Below are 18,066 nucleotides of genomic sequence, written 5' to 3'. Positions count from 1 at the left end.
GCCCCGATTCTTCACCTTGCACGACCGGTCTCTATGCCAATCCTGCGCACGTTCCTCGCCACTGCCCTGCTGGGCCTGACCCTTTGTGTCGGCACCGTCCACGCGGCCGACCCGCCCAGCGCCGACGCTATCCAGCAATCTTTGGACAAGCTGCCCGACCGCAAGCTGCCCGACGCCGACATGAAGGCGTTGCAGAACGTCCTGCAACAGACCCTGACCTACCTGGGCAACAAGCAGGATTACGAGCAGCGCCTGGTGGACCTCAAGCGCCAGCTCGAAGACGCGCCGCGCCAGACCGTCGAAAACCAGCGCGAACTGACCCGGCTCAAGGCCACCAAAGTCATCCCAGTGGCACAACGCTACGCCAGCCTGCCGGTGCCGCAGCTGGAGCAACTGCTGGTGCAGCGCACCACCCAGCAAGGCGACCTGCAAAAAGACCTGGCCGACGCCAACAGCCTGACCATCGCCGCCCAGACCCGCCCCGAGCGCGCCCAGACCGAAATCAGCAGCAGCCAGACGCGCATCCTGCAGATCAATTCGATCCTCAAGGCCGGCAAAGACAACGGTAAAACCCTCAGCAGCGACCAGCGCAACCAACTGAACGCCGAACTCGCCGCCCTCAACGCGCTGATCCCGCTGCGCCGCCAGGAACTGGCCGGCAACAGCCAACTGCAGGATTTGGGCAACAGCCAGCACGACCTGGTGGTGGAAAAAACCGCGCGCCTGGAGCAAGAAATCCAGGACCTGCAAACCCTGATCAACCAGAAACGCCTGGCGCAGTCGCAGCAAACGGTGACGCAACAATCCATCGAAGCGCAAAAGGCCGGCGGCAGCAGCCTGCTCGCCACCGAAAGCGCGGCCAACCTGAAACTGTCCGACTACCTGCTTAAAAGCACCGACCGCCTCAACGACCTGACCCAGAAGAACCTGCAAACCAAGCAGCAACTGGACACCGTGACCCAGAGCGACGCCGCCCTGGACGAGCAGATCAACGTGCTCAAGGGCAGCCTGCTGCTGTCGAAGATCCTCTATAAACAGAAACAGGCCCTGCCGCGCCTCACCGTGGACCGCGACCTGGCGGACGACATCGCCAACATTCGCCTGTACCAGTTCGAGGTCAACCAGCAGCGCGAACTGATCAGCTCGCCGAGCACCTATGTGGATAACCTCCTGGCAAACCAGGCGCCGGAAGACGTCACCCCTCAACTGCGCCGTACCTTGCTGGAACTGGCGATCACCCGCAGCGACCTGCTGGAACGCCTGAGCCGTGAGCTGAGCGCGCTGCTGAATGAATCGATCACCCTGCAACTCAACCAGAAGCAACTGCTGAGCACCGCCACCACGCTGCGCGCGACGCTCGACGAGCAGATGTTCTGGATTCCCAGCAACAAGCCGCTGGACACCGAGTGGCTGGAAACCGTACCGGCGCACCTGAGCAAGCAGGTCACCACCCTGCCCTGGGCGTCCAGCGTCAGCGAGTTGTACGACGGCCTGACCCAGCGCCCGCTGCTGTTCCTGCCGCTGCTGTTGTTGATCGGCGCGCTGCTGTGGCGGCGAAAAAATCTCTATCAGCGCCTGAACAAAGTCCACCAGGACATCGGCCACTTCAAGCGCGACAGCCAGTGGCACACGCCCCAGGCCATCCTGATCAATATCCTGCTGGCGATGCCGGTGTCCCTGGGCCTGGCGCTGTGCGGCTATGCGCTACAGATCGACGCCCGCGGGCAAAACGCCAACCTCGGCGCGGCGCTGTTGCAGATCGCCCAGGCGTGGATGGTGTTCTACACCGCCTACCGCATCCTCGCGCCGGGCGGCGTGGCCGAACTGCACTTCCGCTGGGAAAAGCCCCAGGTCGAATTCCTCCAAGGCTGGGTGCGCAAGCTCGGCCTGGTGGTGCTGGCACTGGTGGCCGTGGTGGCCATCGCCGAGCACCAACCGGCAGCGCTGGCCGACGACGTGCTGGGCATCGGCGTGGTGCTGCTGTGCTACGCGCTGATGGCCTGGCTGCTGGGCCGCCTGTTGCTGCACAGCCCCGCCCACGAAAAGGCCTCGCTGTTCCGCAAAGCCGTCGGTGTGCTGTTTACCGCCCTGCCCATCGCGCTGTTTATCGCCGTGTGCTTTGGCTACTACTACACCGCGCTCAAGCTCAGCGACCGGTTGATTAACACCCTGTACTTGCTGATGTTCTGGCTGGTGATCGAAGCCACCTTCGTGCGTGGCCTGGGCGTTGCCGCACGGCGCCTGGCCTATGCGCGCGCCCTGGCCAAACGCCAGGCGGCCAAGGAAGCCGGTGACGGCGAAACGGTGATCGAGGAGCCCACCCTGGACATCGAGCAGGTCAACGAACAGTCCATGCGCCTGATCCGCCTGGCCCTGCTCGGCGGCTTTATCGCGGCGCTGTACTGGGTGTGGTCGGACCTGATCTCGGTGTTTTCGTATCTGGATAACGTCACGTTGTACGAATACACCAGCGGCACGGGCGCCAATATCAGCATGGTGCCGATCAGCATCGGCGACCTGCTCGGCGCCCTGATCATCATCGGCATCACCTTCGCCCTGGCGCGCAACCTGCCCGGTTTGCTGGAAGTGCTGGTGCTGTCCAAGCTGGACCTGGCCCAGGGCAGCGCGTACGCGACCACCACGTTGCTATCCTACGTGATTGCCGGCGTCGGCTTTGTGTCGACGCTGTCCACCCTCGGCGTGAGCTGGGACAAGTTGCAATGGCTTGTGGCAGCGCTGTCGGTGGGGTTGGGTTTCGGCATGCAGGAGATCTTCGCCAACTTTATCTCCGGCATCATGATCCTGTTCGAACGCCCGGTGCGGATTGGCGACACCATCACCATCGGCAACCTGTCGGGCACGGTGAGCAAGATCCGCATCCGTGCGACGACGATCACCGACTTTGACCGCAAGGACATTATCGTCCCCAACAAGACGTTCATTACCGGGCAACTGATCAACTGGTCGCTGACCGACACGATCACCCGCGTCACCCTGAAACTGGGCGTGGACTACGGCTCTGACCTGGATCTGGTGAAGGAACTCTTACTCAAGGCCGCCAGGGAAAACCCGCGCGTCCTCAAAGAACCCGAACCCCATGTGTACTTCCTCAATTTCGGCGAAAGCACCCTCGACCACGAACTGCGCATGCACGTGCGCGACCTCGGTGACCGCAACCCGGTGATCGACGAGGTGAACCGCTTTATCAACCGCGAGTTCAAGAACCACCACATCAACATCTCGTTCCGCCAGATGGAGGTCTACCTCAAGAACCTTCACGGCCAGGAATACAAACTGGTGGAAGTCGACAGCCCGGCCAAGCCCGCCAACGACGGCGGCGTCACCGAACCACCGCCGAGCAAACTCGACTAACCGCGCTATCCCCAGCAGAATGCTCGGACATTCTGCTGGAGATGGCCGGTGAAAGCCCTCGACGAACTGACCTTCGACAACCGTTTCGCACGCTTGGGCGACGCGTTCTCAACCCACGTACTGCCCGAACCCCTCGACGCCCCGCGCCTGGTCGCAGCGAGCACTGCCGCCATGGCCCTGCTCGACCTCGACCCGGCCGTGACCGAGACGCCGGTATTCGCCGAGCTGTTTGGCGGGCACAAGCTGTGGGCAGAAGCGGAGCCACGGGCGATGGTCTATTCCGGGCATCAGTTCGGTGGCTATACCCCGCAACTGGGTGATGGCCGTGGCTTGTTGCTGGCCGAGGTGTACAACGCGGCCGGCGAGCATTGGGACTTGCACCTCAAGGGCGCCGGGCAAACGCCTTACTCGCGCATGGGCGATGGGCGCGCGGTGCTGCGCTCTTCGATCCGCGAGTTCCTCGCATCCGAAGCCCTGCACGCGCTGGGCATCCCCAGCAGCCGTGCCCTGTGCGTGATCGGCTCCGACACCCCGGTGTGGCGTGAGAAGCAGGAACGTGGCGCGATGGTATTGCGCATGGCGCCGAGCCATATCCGCTTCGGGCATTTCGAATATTTCTACTACACCAAAAAGCCCGAGCAGCAGGCGCTGCTGGCTGAGCACGTGCTGAACCTGCACTACCCGGAATGTCGTGAGCAGCCTGAACCGTATCTGGCCATGTTCCGCGAAATCGTCGAGCGCAACGCCGAGTTGATCGCCAAATGGCAGGCTTACGGCTTCTGCCATGGGGTGATGAACACCGACAACATGTCGATCCTGGGCATCACCTTCGACTTCGGGCCGTTTGCATTCCTCGATGACTTTGACGCCCACTTCATCTGCAACCATTCCGATCATGAAGGGCGCTATTCCTTCAGCAACCAGGTGCCGATCGGGCAGTGGAACCTGAGCGCACTGGCGCAGGCATTGACGCCGTTCATCAGCGTGGATGCGTTGAAGGAAGCGCTTGGGCTGTACCTGCCGTTGTACCAGGCGAACTACCTGGACTTGATGCGCCGCCGCCTGGGCCTGACTACCGCCGAAGAAGACGACCAGAAACTGGTGGAGCGCCTGTTGAAGCTGATGCAGAACAGCGCCGTGGATTACACGCTGTTCTTCCGCCGCCTGGGGAATGAGTCGGCGGCGCTGGCCGTGGCGAAGCTACGCGATGATTTTGTCGACATGGCCGGGTTTGATGCCTGGGCCGAACTGTACAAGGCCCGCGTAGAGCGAGACGGGGATTCCAGCGAAGAACAACGCCGCGAGCGGATGCACGCGGTGAACCCGCTGTACATCCTGCGCAACTACCTGGCGCAGAACGCCATCACCGCTGCCGAGTCCGGGGACTACAGTGAAGTGCGGCGACTGCATGAGGTGCTGAGCAAACCGTTTGAAGAACAACCGGGGATGGAGCAGTACGCGCAGCGGCCGCCGGATTGGGGTAAGCATTTGGAGATTAGTTGTTCGTCGTAACCTTTCAATTACTGTAGGAGCCCTCATGTCCGACCCTCTCGTCATCCCTTGCCCGCATTGCAACGGCCTCAACCGCATCCCCGGCGAACGCCTGGGCGACACGCCCAAGTGCGGGCGCTGCAAGCAACCGGTGTTGTTGAACAAGCCTTTCGAACTGAAGCAAGGCGACTATGCCAGCCAGATCAAAGGCGATTTGCCGTTGCTGGTGGATGTATGGGCCGACTGGTGCGGGCCGTGCAAATCGTTTGCGCCGGTGTTTGAGCAGGCGGCCGGGCAACTGGTGGGTAAATGCCGGTTGGCCAAGCTGGACAGTGAGGCCAATCAACAGCTGTCGGCACAGTTGGGGATTCGTTCGATTCCTAGCTTGATCCTGTTCAAGAACGGCCGCGAAGTGGCGCGCCAGAGCGGGGCGTTTCCGTTGCCGCAGTTGATGGCCTGGTTGCGCAGCCAGGGCGTGTAACTCGGTCAAATGTGGGAGCTGGCTTGCCTGCGATGACGGTGTTGAATTCACCAAAGCTATCGCAGGCAAGCCAGCTCCCACACTGATCGCATTGCAGGTTTAGGGCAGTGGGGCTTCGCGGTCCATCATCTGGCCGACCAGCAGGACACCTAGCTCGCTTAATTGATGGATCGCCAGGGCCACGTCGCGGTGTTCGCCGGTGAGGTCGTTGGACAGATTGAGCAGCAGGGTGCGCACGGAAGAGAAGGTTTCGTAGCTGTTGAGGACGAGGGTTTCGGTGGGCAGATTGGGGGTTATGGTGAATAACATGCTTTTCGTTCTCTGATAGGGCCACCACCTGTTCGCTACTAAACGAGGGCGGCAGCTGTACGCAGGTTAGTAGACCGGGAACGAAAGCAAAACCGGCGCACCCGAAGGTGCCCTGCGCACAGCTACCATAAGATTTTGGAGCCTTGCACATGCTGTCGTTTGATTGGGCTACTAAACCCGACCACTGAGAATTCAGCGGCCCGAGAACCTTAAGAGACACCCCTCCAGACGCACAAGCCGGCGGATTCTGGCGTACGCGTAGGCAGCGATACAAGGCTCAACCCCTATTGCCAGACCCGTCCTACAGCATCAGTAGGACATATCCAAATCCCCTGCTGGAATGCAATAAAAAATGTGGGAGCGGGCTTGCTCGCGAATGCGGTGGGCCAGTCAACATATCTGTGACTGATACACCGCATTCGCGAGCAAGCCCGCTCCCACAGGGATTCTCAGTGATCTGTCAGATCAGGCGCTTTCCAGCAAGTTATGCAACTCCACAAACTGCTGGGTCAGCTTGTGCCGTGGGTCCAGGTGGATCAGCGGCTTGCTCTCCTGGTGCGACTCACGCATGCGCACGGAGCTGGCCAGATACACCGGCAGCACCGGCAAACCCTCTGCAATCAACTCGTCGAGCATCTGCTGCGGCAGCGTCGCGCGGGCCTGGAACTGGTTGACCACGATGCCTTCCACTTCAAGGCCTTCGTTGTGGTCTTCCTTCAATTCTTCGATCTCCGCCAACAGGCCGTACAGCGCCTGGCGCGAGAAGCTGTCGCAATCGAAGGGGATCAGCACGCGATCAGCGGCAATCAACGCCGAAACCGCGTAGAAGTTCAACGCCGGCGGGGTATCCAGGTAGATTCGGTCGTAATCTTCGCTCAACTCGTCCAACAGTTTTCGCAGCTTGTTGATCTTGTGCTTGGCCTCAAGCTTGGGCTGCAAGTCCGCTAGCTCGGCGGTGGCGGTGACCACGTGCAGGTTGTCGAAGGGCGTTTCGTAGATATCCACCTTGTTCTTCTTCGAAAACGGCCCGGAAGACAGGGTTTGCTTGAAAAAATCCGCGATCCCCATGGGGATGTCGTCGCCCGTCAGCCCGGTGAGGTACTGGGTTGAGTTGGCTTGTGCATCGAGGTCCACCAACAGGGTTCGATAGCCTTCGCTGGCGCTGACCGCCGCCAGGTTGCAGGCAATGCTGGACTTGCCAACGCCGCCTTTCTGATTGAACACCACACGCCGCATGGAAAAACCTCCGTGTATCAATGAATGCCCGAGTGTAGAGGGCAAAAGCGCCTGTTAGCTACCTTGTTCATCCATGCACTACCGCATCGCAGGCGATTGAAGCGCTGACTGTCATCTGCCACCGACAAATTAAACAGAACGATCTGACAATCCAATCTGATCCCGGGTAGCGGACAATCTGTAAATCTTTACCAGTCATTTGTAATCAACCTTGAACAATTCATTACCAAAGTTTGCTAGAAGCCCGCAGCACCGGGATAATGCGCGCCATTCGGCCATTGTTCCCTGTCCCGGTATTCGGGGCCAACGGCCGCACATGGAAGCCCGCAGGGGCGGGATAACCTCTCAGTGATCAATTTCAACATCACCCAATGGCGCGCCTGGGCTCCAGGGCTCGACAGCGCGCAAGACTGGCTGGCCTGGAGCAAGGCCCCAGTGGTCATTCCCGCCAGCGACGCCTGCCCCGACGTGTCATTTCTGCCAGCCATGCAGCGCCGCCGCCTGAGCCGCCTGGCACGCATGGCCTTCAGCGTCGGCTGGCCATTGGCCGAAGGCCTGCAGGATTTGCCGCTGGTGTTCATCTCCCGGCATGGCGAAACCCCGCGCACTCTCGACATCCTCAGCGACCTGGCCAACGACCAGCCCCTGTCGCCGACCCAGTTCAGCCTGTCGGTGCATAACGCGGTGATTGGCCTGTGGTCGATCCTGCGCAATGAAACCAGCGAAATGACCGCCCTCGCCGCCGCCGGCGACGGCCTGGAGCACGGCCTGCTGGAAGCCGCCGCGCTGCTCAACGAAGGCGCCCCGGCCGTGTTGCTGGTGATCACCGAAGAACAGCCGCCCGAGGCCTACGCCAGCTGGATCACAGATGTGCCGTTTCCCTACGCCCTCGGCCTGCTGCTGACGCCGGGCGACGAGTGGCAACTGGAACTGCACACCGCCACGGTCCAACCCACTCAAGCCCAGTGGCCCCACGCCCTGAACCTGCTGCGCACCCTGCTCAACGAGCAGGGCGCCTGCCAACATGCCTGGAAGAACCGCGTATGGAACTGGCAACGCAAGTAACCACCGACAAGCCACGGCAGGCCTACTACTGGCGCCTGTTCGCCACGGCCATCAGCTTCCTGGTGTTTGGCATCGGCGGCCTGGGCCTGCGCGTGCTGGTGTTCCCGCTGCTCAGTTGCCTGCCGGGGGATGCCAAGCAGCATCAGCGGCGTGCGCGCCACACCATCAGCTGCCTGTTCTGGTTTTTCATCCGTCTGATGTACCGCCTGGGCATCCTCACCTACAGCGTCGAAGGTGCGGAAAAACTCGGTCGCCCGGGGCAGATGATCGTGGCCAACCACCCGTCGCTGATCGACGTGGTGTTCCTCATCGGTCTGATGCGCCAGACCAACTGCGTGGTCAAGCAGAGCCTGTTCCAGAACCCGTTCATGCGTGGCCCGGTACGCGACGCCGGCTATATCAGCAATGACGGCAGCGCCGACATGCTCGACGCCGCCGCCGACGCCCTGCGCGAAGGCCAGACCCTGATCATCTTCCCCGAGGGCACCCGCACCACACCCGGCGCTGCGCCCGCCTTTCATCGCGGGGGCGCCGCCATTGCACTGCGCGGTGCGACAATCGTCACCCCGGTGGTGATCAAGGTCAACCCCACCACATTGACCAAGGCCGAGCCCTGGTATCGCATCCCCAAACGTCGCTTTCACTTCAGTTTGCGCGTGGGTGCCGATATAGAACCACAGGCGTTCGCCACACTGGGGCCCGCACCCCAGGCTTCACGCAAGCTCAACGATTACCTGCATGACTATTTTATTAAGGAGCTCGCCGAAGATGAGCGACAGCAACAGCCTTGAGTACGACATAAAGACCCTGATCATCGAGGCTCTGGGCCTTGAGGACATCAGTGTCGACGATATTGGTAGCGACCAAACCCTGTTCGGCGAAGGCCTGGGCCTGGATTCGGTAGACGCCCTGGAATTGGGCCTGGCGATCCAGAAAAAGTACGGCATCAAGATCGATGCCGACGCCAAGGACACCCGCAATCACTTCACCAACGTGGCCAGCCTTGCGGCGTTCGTCACGGCCCGACAGGCAGCTTGAGACCGTACCATGCAAACTCGTGACGATATTTTCAACACCTTGCGCGACGCCCTGGTGGAACTGTTTGAACTGGCGCCGGAACGCGTCACCCTTGACGCCAACCTGTACCAGGACCTGGAAATCGACAGCATCGACGCCGTGGACTTGATCGACCATATCAAGCGCCAGACCGGCAAGAAGATCGCCGCCGAGGAGTTCAAGGCGGTGCGTACCGTGGACGACGTGGTTGAGGCGGTGTACCGCCTGGTGCAACCCGCCGCATGAGCCGGCTGATCGGCCTTGGCCTGTTGTTGGCGGGGCTGCTGTACCCCTTTGCGGTGTATTACGGCACCGAGCACTTTGCGCCGTGGCAATTCGGTTTGCTGCTGGGCAGCCTGTGGCTGTTGCGCGCGTTTACCGGCGCCCGGCGCCCCGGCAGCCGCTGGATGGCACTGGCGGTGATCGTGTTCTGCCTGCTGCTGGCCTGGTTCGACAACCCGCACCTGCTGCGCTGGTACCCGAGCCTGGTCAGCGCGTTCATGCTGGCGCTGTTTGGCCTGAGCCTGAAATACGGCCCGCCGATGGTGGAACGCCTGGCGCGCATGACCGACCCAGAACTGCCGCCCCACGCGATTGTGTATACGCGCCAGGTCACCGTGGTCTGGAGCGCGTTTTTTCTGTGTAATGGCCTGCTCGCCGCCGCCCTCACCCTGTGGGCGCCGTTGAGCTGGTGGACGTTGTACAACGGCCTGATCGCCTACGGGCTGATGGGGCTGTTGTTTGCCGTGGAATGGCTGGTACGACAAAGGGTTCGAGGCCGCGTATGAATGGGTTGAAACTTGAGCACTTGCTGCTTGAGCCGCTGGAACAGCGTCCGGTCACCACCGAACCTGCCATGAATCACGCCCAGCTGTGGGAGCAATCCCTGAGCCTGGCGGCGGGGCTGCGCGAGCGCAGTATCCAGCGCGTCGCCGTGCACCTGGAAGACGCCGGCCTCTTGGCGATTGCCCTGCTGGGTGCCTGGCGCGCCGGGGTCAGCGTGCTGCTGCCGGCCGACCTGCAAGCGCAAACCCGCCAACGCTGGGACGCGGCTGTCGACGCCTGGTTGACCGAAGCGGCGGATCTCGACGCTCTGTATGAGGCGCCGTTGAGCGCCGCGGCGCTGGACCTCGACGCCTGCCAACTGAGCCTGTGCACCTCCGGCTCCAGCGGCGAGCCCAAGCGCATCGACAAGTCCCTGCGCCAACTGGCCAACGAAGTCGACGCCCTGGAAACCCTGTGGGGCGCAGACTTGAAAGGCGCCTGCATCATCGGCAGCGTCGCCACCCAACACATCTACGGTTTGTTGTTCCGCGTGCTGTGGCCGCTGTGCGCCGGGCGCACCTTTGTGCGCAAGCAACTGGCCTTTCCCGAGGACTTGCAGCGCGCCAGCCGCGAACACCCACAATTTGCCTGGGTCGCCAGCCCGGCGCTGCTCAAGCGCATGGGCGACAACCTCGACTGGCCGGCGCTGAGCCAGGTGTCGCGGGTGTTTTCCTCCGGCGGCGCGTTGCCCATCGAGGCCGCTGGCGAGCTGTACGACCGCTTGCAGCAATGGCCGACGGAAATCCTCGGCAGCTCGGAAACCGGCGGCATCGCCTGGCGCCAGGGCGCACAGCCTTGGCAGCCGTTCGCCGACGTGGAACTGAGCCAGGACGCCGACGGCGCCCTGCGCATCGCCTCGCCCTACCTGCCCGTCGGGCATATCGAACAAACCGCCGACGCCGCGCGTATCCACGCCGATGGCCGCTTCGAACTGCTCGGGCGCCTGGACCGCATCGTCAAGCTGGAAGAAAAACGCATCTCCCTGCCCATGCTTGAACAGGCGCTGATGGCTCACCCGTGGGTCGTCGAAACGCGCCTGGGCGTGGTGCAGGAAAACCGCGCGTCACTCGGTGCGCTGGTGGTGCTGAGCGCCGAGGGCCTGCATGCCCTGCGCAATCAAGGCCGTCGCACGCTGACCCAAACCCTGCGCCAGCACTTGAGCCAACACTGCGAAGCCCTGGCGTTGCCGCGTCGTTGGCGCTTACTGCGCCAATTGCCGCTGACCAGCCAAGGCAAACTGCCCCAGGCCCACGTCGAAGCGTTGCTGCTGGCGCCAAGACCAAAGGCGCCAGAAGTATTGGAGCAAGCCGAAGCCAATGGCGAGTGGACCTTGCAGTTGAGCATTCCGCCGGACCTGGCCTACTTCAGCGGCCATTTCCCGGTCACGCCGGTGCTGCCGGGCGTAGTGCAGATCGAATGGGCGTTCAACCTCGGCCAGCAGTTGCTTGAACTGCCTACGACCTTTGCCGGGATGGAAGTGCTCAAGTTCCAGCAACTGATGCGCCCGGGCGACGCGGTCGAACTACACCTGCGCTTTGATCAGGAGCGCAGCAAGCTGTACTTCACCTATCGCAATGGCGACGCGGCCTGTTCCAGTGGGCGGATTTTGCTGGAGACCGTCGATGCATAACCCCTGCGCCCTGATCCCGGTCTACAACCACGAAGCCGCCGTGCCCGCCGTGGTCCAGAGCCTGTTGGACAGCGGCCTGCCCTGCCTGCTGGTAGACGACGGCAGCAGCCCGGCCTGTGCCGCGGTGCTGGCACAACTGGCGACCCTGGACAACGTCACCTTGCTGACCCTGCCGAACAACCAGGGCAAGGGCGGCGCGGTCATGGCCGGTTTCCGCGAAGCCGCGCGCCTGGGTTTCAGCCACGCGCTTCAGGTGGACGCCGACGGCCAGCACGACCTGCGCGAAGTCGAGACCTTCCTCGACGCCTCGCGCACCCACCCCAGCGCAATCATCTGCGGCTACCCCGAATACGACGACAGCGTGCCCAAAGGCCGCCTGTACGCGCGCTACCTGACCCACGTGTGGGTGTGGATCAACACCCTGTCGCTACAGATCCGCGACTCCATGTGCGGCTTTCGCGTGTACCCACTGGCCCCTACGCTGGCGCTGATGGACTCGGCCTACATCGGCACGCGCATGGATTTCGACTCCGACATCCTCGTGCGCCTGGCCTGGCGCAACCAGCCGATGCGCTGGCTGCCGACCCGCGTGCACTACCCGGCGGACGGCCTGTCGCACTTCCGCCTGTTCCGCGACAACGTGCGCATCTCGGCGATGCACACCCGCTTGTTCTTCGGCATGTTGGTGCGCTCACCGATGATCCTGTGGCGGCGGTGGCAGGCATGAGCGACAGCACCAAGCACTGGGCCGATCGCGAGGAGCGCGGCAGCTTCCTGCTGATGAAACTCACCGCCTTCGCCGCCAAGGTCCTTGGCCGCCGCGTGCTGAGCCCGCTGCTGTACGCCATCGTCTTGTACTTCTTCCTGTTCGGCCGCACCGCACGCCACAGCGCCTGGCAATACCAGCAGCGCCTGGCCGACTGGAGCGGGCGCGATGACCTGCGCCCCACCCACAAGCGCGTCTTCGGCCAGTTCATGGCCTTCGCCGACTCCTTGCTCGACAAGCTCGACGTATGGAACGGCAAACTGCGCCTGGAACAGATCGAGATCAACGACCCGGCGCAATTGCGCGGGCAACTGCGCGGCGAACGCGGGCAAATGCTGGTGGGCGCACACCTGGGCAACCTTGAAGTGTGCCGCGCCCTCGCCGAGATTGGCGAGCAAGTGACCATGAACGTGCTGGTGCACACCAAGCACGCCGAACAATTCAACCGCCTGCTGGGCGAAGCCGGGGCGACGCACTTGCGCCTGATCCAGGTCAGCGAGCTGGACCCGGCCACCATGCTGCTGCTCAGCCAGCGCCTGGACGACGGTGAATGGCTGGCCATCGCTGGCGACCGCGTGCCGCTGCACGGCGGGCGCACGGTGCGCGTGGACTTCCTCGGCCATGACGCCGCTTTCCCCCAAGGCCCATGGCTGCTGGCTGGCTTGCTCAAATGCCCGGTGAACCTGCTGATGTGCCTCAAGCACAACAACCGCTACCGCCTGACCATCGAGCCTTTCGCCGAATTGATCGAATGGAAACGTAATACCCGCGAGCAGGTCATAGCCCTGTGGACCGCGCGCTACGCCGCACGCCTGGGCCAGTTCTGCCTGGAAGCGCCCCAACAATGGTTCAACTTTTACCCTTTCTGGAAGACCGATGACGACGCATCTTGAGCCGGTAACCTTTGGCGAACGCGCTTTGCGCATCGAAGACGTGCTGGCCCTGGCCAACCGTCAGGCGCCCACCCAATTGCAGAGCGATGCCGCCTACCGCCAGCGCATCGCCAAAGGCGCGCAGTTCCTCGACTCGCTGCTGGACAAGGAAGGCGTGATCTACGGCGTGACCACCGGCTACGGCGACTCGTGCGTGGTGGCCGTGCCGTTGCAGCACGTCGAAGCGTTGCCGCGTCACCTCTACACCTTCCACGGTTGCGGCCTGGGCAAGTTGCTCGATGCGCAAGCCACCCGCGCCGTGCTGGCCGCGCGTTTGCAGTCGCTGTGCCACGGCGTGTCCGGCGTGCGCGTGGAGCTGCTGGAACGCCTGCATGCGTTCCTGGAACACGACGTGCTGCCGCTGATCCCGGAAGAAGGCTCGGTGGGCGCCAGCGGTGACCTGACGCCGCTGTCCTACGTGGCCGCGACCTTGTCCGGCGAACGTGAAGTGATGTTCCGTGGCGAACGCCGCCAGGCTGCCGATGTGCACCGCGAACTGGGCTGGGACCCGCTGGTGCTGCGCCCCAAAGAAGCCCTCGCGCTGATGAACGGCACCGCCGTTATGACCGGCCTCGCGTGCCTGGCCTTCGCCCGCGCCGACTACCTGCTGCAACTGGCCACGCGCATCACCGCGCTGAACGTGGTGGCGCTGCAAGGCAACCCGGAACACTTCGACGAACGCCTGTTCGCCGCCAAGCCGCACCCGGGGCAGATGCAAGTTGCCGCCTGGCTGCGCAAGGACCTGGCGATTGACGCTCCGACTGCGCCGTTGCACCGCTTGCAGGACCGCTACTCGCTGCGCTGCGCGCCCCACGTCCTCGGCGTGCTGGCCGACAGCTTGAACTGGCTGCGCTCGTTCATCGAGATCGAACTGAACAGCGCCAACGACAACCCGATCATCGACGCCGAAGAAGAACGCGTGCTCCACGGCGGGCACTTCTACGGCGGCCACATCGCCTTCGCCATGGACAGCCTCAAGACCCTGGTGGCCAACGTCGCCGACCTGCTCGACCGCCAACTCGCGCTGCTGGTGGACGTGCGCTACAACCACGGCCTGCCGAGCAACCTGTCCGGCGCCCCGGCGGATCGCACGATGATCAACCACGGCTTCAAGGCCGTGCAGATCGGCACCAGCGCCTGGACCGCCGAAGCGCTGAAAAATACCATGCCGGCCAGCGTGTTCTCGCGCTCCACCGAATGCCACAACCAGGACAAAGTGAGCATGGGCACCATCGCCGCCCGCGATGCGATCCGCGTGCTGGAGCTGACCGAACAGGTCGCCGCCGCCACCTTGCTCGCCGCCAACCAGGGCGTGTGGCTGCGCGCCCAGGCCGCAGATGCACGCCCATTGCCGCCAGCCTTGGCCGCGATGCACGAACAACTGGCCCAAGACTTCCCGCCAGTGATCGAAGACCGCGCCCTCGAAGGCGAACTGCGCCTGTGCCTGCAACGCATCGCCGCGCAACACTGGAGGCTGCATGCGTAGCCCCGGCGTGTTGCACTGCGACACCGAGATCCTCGTGCCGTTTTTCGACGTCGACACCATGAACGTCGTCTGGCACGGGCATTACGTGAAGTACCTGGAAGTGGCGCGCTGCGCGCTACTGGACAAACTCGGCCACAACTACACGCAGATGCTGGAGTCGGGCTACGCCTGGCCGGTGATCGACATGCAGCTGCGCTACGTGCGTGGTGCGGTATTTGGCCAGACGATCAACGTACGCGCGAGCCTGGTGGAGTGGGAGAACCGTTTGAAGGTTAATTACCTGATTACCGATTTGGCCAGCGGCGAGCGGTTGACCCGAGCGAGCACGGTGCAAGTGGCGGTGGAAATCGCCAGTCGCGAGATGCAATTGGCCTCCCCCAAGATATTCACCGACGCCGTAGAGAGAGCCTTGAAATGAAATCCCCTGTGGGAGCGGGCTTGCTCGCGAAGGTCGTCAACGATATCACTGGGTACCTGACACGCCGCGGCGCCCTCAGGTCCTTCGCGAGCAAGCCCGCTCCCACATGGACCGCGTTCATCCTGTTGTTGAGCGTTTCAGGCATGGCCCATGCTTTTGACTTGCAGCAACTCAGCGACCAACTGGCCAAACCCTCGGTCATCCACGGCAACTTCACCCAGGAAAAACACCTGCGTGCCCTGCCCCAACCGCTGGTCAGCAAAGGCACCTTCGTCCTCGCCAAGGACCACGGCCTGCTGTGGCTGCTGAAAACCCCGCTGCAACAGGACTACCGCATCAGCGCCCAAGGCATCGCCCGCCGTGACGCCAGCGGTTGGCAGCCCTTGCCGAACAAGAGCGCCGGTGCCGAGCAGAATCGCCTGTTCCTTGCCGTGCTCCAGGGCGACAGCAGCGGCTTGCAGCGTGACTTCGAACTGCAATTGAAAGGCGAGGCCAACGACTGGAAGCTGACGCTGATCCCACGCTCCCTGCTGTTAAAACAGGTCTTCACCCAGATCAATATCGACGGTGGCGAGCTGGTGCAAAAAATCGAGCTGCTGGAAACCCAGGGCGACAGCACCCTGCTGCGGATGCAGGACAGCACCGCAGCCCTGCCCTTGAGCGACGCGGAGAGACACGACTTTGCGCAGTGAGTGTCTGTTACCGCGCCTGTTCCTGATCCTGCTGGTGGCCGTGCTGGCCCTGGCCGGCTGGCAGTGGCGCCATGGCGCGCCGTTGTCGGCGAACCTGATGGAGCTGGTGCCGGGCAACACGCCGGACGCCCTGGAGCTGCAAGCCGAACAGCGCATGCAAGAGCCGTTGAACCGCGAAATGCTGGTACTGGTGGGGCATGCCGACCGCCAGCAAGCGGTGGCCGTGGCGCAACAATTGGGCGAGCGCTGGCAAGCCAGCGGCCTGTTTGAAAAGGTCCAGTGGAACCTGCAAGCCGACTTGCCGGCGCTGCGCGAGCAATTGCTGCGCGGGCGCCTGGCGATGCTCTCGGCCAAGGACCGCGAGCAACTGATCGAACAACCCGACGCATTCATCCAGCAGCGTGTGCAAGCGCTGTTCGACCCCTTCACCGGCTTCAGCCTGGTGCCGAGCCAGGATGACTGGCTGGGCCTGACCGGACGCATCCAGAACAGCCAGCCGCAACATGGCTCGGTACAGCTGGATATCGGCAGCGGCGCGTTGATTGCCGATGCCGACGGCAAGAGCTGGGTGCTGCTGCGTGCGCGCACCACCGGCAATGCCTTCGATATGAAACTGCCGCTGCAAGTGGCGGACCTGCTCCAGGCTAGCCGTGCACAGGCCGGCGAGCAAGGCGCGCAGTTGCTCGCCGCCAGCGGGCTGCTGTATGCGGCCAATGGTCAGCAGCAAGCCACGCGGGAAATCACATGGGTCGGCGGCGGCGCCACCGTCGGTATCCTGTTGTTGCTGCTGCTCGCCTTCCGCCGCTGGCGCGTGTTGCTGGCGTTTGTGCCGGTGCTGGTGGGCATGCTGTTTGGCGCGGTGGCCTGTGTGGCGCTGTTCGGCCATATGCATGTGATGACCCTGGTGCTGGGCTCCAGCCTGATCGGCGTGGCGGTGGATTACCCGCTGCACTACCTGTCGAAAAGCTGGAGCCTGAACCCCTGGCGCAGCTGGCCGGCGCTGCGCCTGACGCTGCCGGGGCTGAGCCTGAGCCTGGCGACCAGTTGCATCGGTTACCTGGCGCTGGCCTGGACGCCATTCCCGGCGCTGACGCAAATCGCGGTGTTCTCGGCGGCCGGCCTGGTCGGCGCGTACCTGTCTGCGGTGTGCCTGTTGCCGGCGCTGCTCAAGGGCGTCGAACTGCGCCCGGCGCAATGGCCGCTGCGCATTGCCGAATGCCTGTGGCTGGTGCGCGAATCGTTGCTCAAGCGCGTGCCGAGCGCGGCGCTGCTGGTCCTGCTGCTGCTGTTTTGCGCCGGTGGCCTGTGGCAGCTCAACAGCAAAAACGACATTCGCCAATGGATCGGCGCGCCGCCGCAATTGCTGCAAGAAGCACAAGCCGTGGCGCGGATTACCGGGTTCCAACCCACTAGCCAGTTCTTTCTGGTGCGCGCCGAGAACCAACAGCAGTTGCTGGAACGGGAAAGCGCCCTGGGCCAGCGCCTCGACCAACTGGTGAACATGGGCAAGCTCCAAGGCTATATGGCGCTCAGCCAACTGGTCAGCCTGCCCGCCGAGCAACAAACGCTGCGCGAGGCACTGAACAATCTGCCGCAACACTGGCAACCGCTGCTGGATCTCGGCGTCCCCGCCAGCGCCCTGCAAGGCGAAGTCGCGCAACTGCAAGCGCTGCCCACCCAAGACATCGACGCCGCGCTGCAAGGCCCGCTGGCCGAACCCTGGCGTACCTTGTGGCTCGGCCCGGTAGACGGCGGCGTGGCAGCGATGGTCAGCCTGCAAGGCCTGAACAACCCGGCGCTACTGCGGGTGCAGGCCTTGGACTTGCCCGGGGTGCAACTGGTGGATCGCCTCGGCGACCTGAACCGGGTGTTTGCCGATACGCAGATCAGCGCCGCTGAATTGAAATTGATGTCGTGCGTGCTGATCGTGCTGTTGCTGATCCTGCCGTTCGGCTTCGGCGGTGCCCTGCGCATCGTCGCCCTGCCGTTGCTCGCCGCACTGTGCAGCCTGGCCAGCCTCGGTTGGCTGGGCCAGCCGCTGACCTTGTTCAGCCTGTTCGGCCTGCTGCTGGTCACGGCCATCAGCGTCGATTACGCGATCCTCATGCGCGAACAGATCGGCGGCCCGGCGGTCAGCCTGCTGGGCACGCTGCTGGCGGCGCTGACGACCTGGTTGTCGTTCGGCCTGCTGGCGGTGTCCAGCACACCGGCGGTGAGTAATTTCGGCTTATCGGTCAGCCTCGGCCTGGCATTCAGCTTTATGCTGGCGCCCTGGGCCGGGAAACAGAAACACGCCTTATGAATGTG

Annotated in this window: 17 protein-coding genes; 15 read left to right on the top strand and 2 right to left on the bottom strand. The window is 63.3% G+C overall.

The features are described from left to right. The first annotated feature begins 33 nt into the window (after nt 1-33). The 3 genes from mscK to trxC are packed head-to-tail and all read left to right on the top strand — an operon-like array spanning nt 34 to nt 5,344. A complete protein-coding gene (gene mscK, locus DBR46_RS06530) occupies nt 34-3,372 on the top strand; it encodes a mechanosensitive channel MscK (protein WP_124525481.1) in 3,339 nt (1,112 codons plus the stop codon). Nucleotides 3,373-3,420: 48 nt separating this feature from the next. Continuing rightward, entirely contained in the window at nt 3,421-4,884 is a 1,464-nt protein-coding gene (selO, locus tag DBR46_RS06525) for a protein adenylyltransferase SelO (protein ID WP_124525480.1), read from the top strand. Nucleotides 4,885-4,909: 25 nt separating this feature from the next. Next, nucleotides 4,910-5,344, top strand: a complete 435-nt coding sequence (gene trxC, locus DBR46_RS06520; protein ID WP_124525479.1) for a thioredoxin TrxC — start codon at nt 4,910-4,912, stop codon at nt 5,342-5,344. Between the two features lie 99 nt (nt 5,345-5,443). Here the strand turns inward: trxC and DBR46_RS06515 are convergent, their stop codons facing one another. Together DBR46_RS06515 and DBR46_RS06510 are read right to left on the bottom strand one after the other, a co-directional pair. Then, nucleotides 5,444-5,653 carry a DUF6124 family protein gene (locus DBR46_RS06515; RefSeq protein WP_124525478.1) on the bottom strand — a complete coding sequence of 70 codons (210 nt, stop codon included), beginning with the start codon at nt 5,651-5,653 and terminating at the stop codon, nt 5,444-5,446. A 465-nt stretch (nt 5,654-6,118) separates the two neighbouring features. Then, nucleotides 6,119-6,889, bottom strand: a complete 771-nt coding sequence (locus tag DBR46_RS06510; protein WP_124525477.1) for a ParA family protein — start codon at nt 6,887-6,889, stop codon at nt 6,119-6,121. A 348-nt stretch (nt 6,890-7,237) separates the two neighbouring features. On the opposite strand from DBR46_RS06510, the gene DBR46_RS06505 reads away from it, so the two are divergent. The 12 genes from DBR46_RS06505 to DBR46_RS06450 are packed head-to-tail and all read left to right on the top strand — an operon-like array spanning nt 7,238 to nt 18,061. Then, on the top strand, nt 7,238-7,954 hold the full coding sequence (locus DBR46_RS06505; RefSeq protein WP_124525476.1) for a beta-ketoacyl synthase chain length factor: 717 nt from the start codon (nt 7,238-7,240) through the stop codon (nt 7,952-7,954). After that, nucleotides 7,933-8,745, top strand: coding sequence for a 1-acyl-sn-glycerol-3-phosphate acyltransferase (locus DBR46_RS06500; protein WP_124525475.1), 813 nt, complete (start codon nt 7,933-7,935; stop codon nt 8,743-8,745). Before DBR46_RS06505 ends, DBR46_RS06500 begins: the two co-directional genes overlap by 22 nt. Continuing rightward, the gene (locus tag DBR46_RS06495; RefSeq protein ID WP_017738895.1) at nt 8,723-8,992 is read left to right on the top strand and encodes a phosphopantetheine-binding protein; all 270 of its coding nucleotides are present in this window, start codon (nt 8,723-8,725) and stop codon (nt 8,990-8,992) included. Before DBR46_RS06500 ends, DBR46_RS06495 begins: the two co-directional genes overlap by 23 nt. A gap of 9 nt (nt 8,993-9,001) precedes the next feature. Continuing rightward, nucleotides 9,002-9,256 carry an acyl carrier protein gene (locus tag DBR46_RS06490; RefSeq protein WP_017738894.1) on the top strand — a complete coding sequence of 85 codons (255 nt, stop codon included), beginning with the start codon at nt 9,002-9,004 and terminating at the stop codon, nt 9,254-9,256. Further along, on the top strand, nt 9,253-9,798 hold the full coding sequence (locus tag DBR46_RS06485; protein WP_124525474.1) for a hypothetical protein: 546 nt from the start codon (nt 9,253-9,255) through the stop codon (nt 9,796-9,798). The genes DBR46_RS06490 and DBR46_RS06485 overlap by 4 nt, the downstream gene beginning before the upstream one ends. Next, complete coding sequence (locus DBR46_RS06480) at nt 9,795-11,465, top strand: acyl-CoA synthetase family protein (RefSeq protein WP_124525473.1); 1,671 nt, start codon at nt 9,795-9,797, stop codon at nt 11,463-11,465. The genes DBR46_RS06485 and DBR46_RS06480 overlap by 4 nt, the downstream gene beginning before the upstream one ends. Further along, nucleotides 11,458-12,192: a glycosyltransferase family 2 protein gene (locus tag DBR46_RS06475; protein ID WP_124525472.1), complete on the top strand. Its 735-nt coding sequence runs from the start codon at nt 11,458-11,460 to the stop codon at nt 12,190-12,192. Before DBR46_RS06480 ends, DBR46_RS06475 begins: the two co-directional genes overlap by 8 nt. Further along, the gene (locus tag DBR46_RS06470) at nt 12,189-13,124 is read left to right on the top strand and encodes a glycosyl transferase (RefSeq protein ID WP_124525471.1); all 936 of its coding nucleotides are present in this window, start codon (nt 12,189-12,191) and stop codon (nt 13,122-13,124) included. Before DBR46_RS06475 ends, DBR46_RS06470 begins: the two co-directional genes overlap by 4 nt. Continuing rightward, the gene (gene hutH, locus DBR46_RS06465) at nt 13,108-14,649 is read left to right on the top strand and encodes a histidine ammonia-lyase (RefSeq protein WP_124525470.1); all 1,542 of its coding nucleotides are present in this window, start codon (nt 13,108-13,110) and stop codon (nt 14,647-14,649) included. Before DBR46_RS06470 ends, hutH begins: the two co-directional genes overlap by 17 nt. Then, nucleotides 14,642-15,067 carry a thioesterase family protein gene (locus DBR46_RS06460; protein WP_124525469.1) on the top strand — a complete coding sequence of 142 codons (426 nt, stop codon included), beginning with the start codon at nt 14,642-14,644 and terminating at the stop codon, nt 15,065-15,067. The genes hutH and DBR46_RS06460 overlap by 8 nt, the downstream gene beginning before the upstream one ends. Further along, a complete protein-coding gene (locus DBR46_RS06455) occupies nt 15,064-15,759 on the top strand; it encodes an outer membrane lipoprotein carrier protein LolA (protein ID WP_124525468.1) in 696 nt (231 codons plus the stop codon). The genes DBR46_RS06460 and DBR46_RS06455 overlap by 4 nt, the downstream gene beginning before the upstream one ends. Next, entirely contained in the window at nt 15,749-18,061 is a 2,313-nt protein-coding gene (locus tag DBR46_RS06450) for an MMPL family transporter (protein WP_124525467.1), read from the top strand. Before DBR46_RS06455 ends, DBR46_RS06450 begins: the two co-directional genes overlap by 11 nt. The last annotated feature ends 5 nt before the right edge of the window (nt 18,062-18,066 follow it).

Source organism: Pseudomonas sp. KBW05 (assembly GCF_003852405.1).
Taxonomy (GTDB): Bacteria; Pseudomonadota; Gammaproteobacteria; order Pseudomonadales; family Pseudomonadaceae; genus Aquipseudomonas.
Note: the sequence above shows the minus strand (reverse complement) of the source record. Positions and strands in the feature narration are given on the sequence as shown.

Excerpts from the sequence above, each read along its gene's own strand:
- mscK (WP_124525481.1), top strand. The coding sequence starts at position 34 with ATGCCAATCCTGCGCACGTTCCTCGCCACTGCCCTGCTGGGCCTGACC.
- trxC (WP_124525479.1), top strand. The coding sequence starts at position 4,910 with ATGTCCGACCCTCTCGTCATCCCTTGCCCGCATTGCAACGGCCTCAAC.
- DBR46_RS06515 (WP_124525478.1), bottom strand. The coding sequence starts at position 5,653 with ATGTTATTCACCATAACCCCCAATCTGCCCACCGAAACCCTCGTCCTC.
- DBR46_RS06510 (WP_124525477.1), bottom strand. The coding sequence starts at position 6,889 with ATGCGGCGTGTGGTGTTCAATCAGAAAGGCGGCGTTGGCAAGTCCAGC.
- DBR46_RS06500 (WP_124525475.1), top strand. The coding sequence starts at position 7,933 with ATGGAACTGGCAACGCAAGTAACCACCGACAAGCCACGGCAGGCCTAC.
- DBR46_RS06495 (WP_017738895.1), top strand. The coding sequence starts at position 8,723 with ATGAGCGACAGCAACAGCCTTGAGTACGACATAAAGACCCTGATCATC.
- DBR46_RS06490 (WP_017738894.1), top strand. The coding sequence starts at position 9,002 with ATGCAAACTCGTGACGATATTTTCAACACCTTGCGCGACGCCCTGGTG.
- DBR46_RS06485 (WP_124525474.1), top strand. The coding sequence starts at position 9,253 with ATGAGCCGGCTGATCGGCCTTGGCCTGTTGTTGGCGGGGCTGCTGTAC.
- DBR46_RS06480 (WP_124525473.1), top strand. The coding sequence starts at position 9,795 with ATGAATGGGTTGAAACTTGAGCACTTGCTGCTTGAGCCGCTGGAACAG.
- DBR46_RS06475 (WP_124525472.1), top strand. The coding sequence starts at position 11,458 with ATGCATAACCCCTGCGCCCTGATCCCGGTCTACAACCACGAAGCCGCC.
- DBR46_RS06470 (WP_124525471.1), top strand. The coding sequence starts at position 12,189 with ATGAGCGACAGCACCAAGCACTGGGCCGATCGCGAGGAGCGCGGCAGC.
- hutH (WP_124525470.1), top strand. The coding sequence starts at position 13,108 with ATGACGACGCATCTTGAGCCGGTAACCTTTGGCGAACGCGCTTTGCGC.
- DBR46_RS06460 (WP_124525469.1), top strand. The coding sequence starts at position 14,642 with ATGCGTAGCCCCGGCGTGTTGCACTGCGACACCGAGATCCTCGTGCCG.
- DBR46_RS06455 (WP_124525468.1), top strand. The coding sequence starts at position 15,064 with ATGAAATCCCCTGTGGGAGCGGGCTTGCTCGCGAAGGTCGTCAACGAT.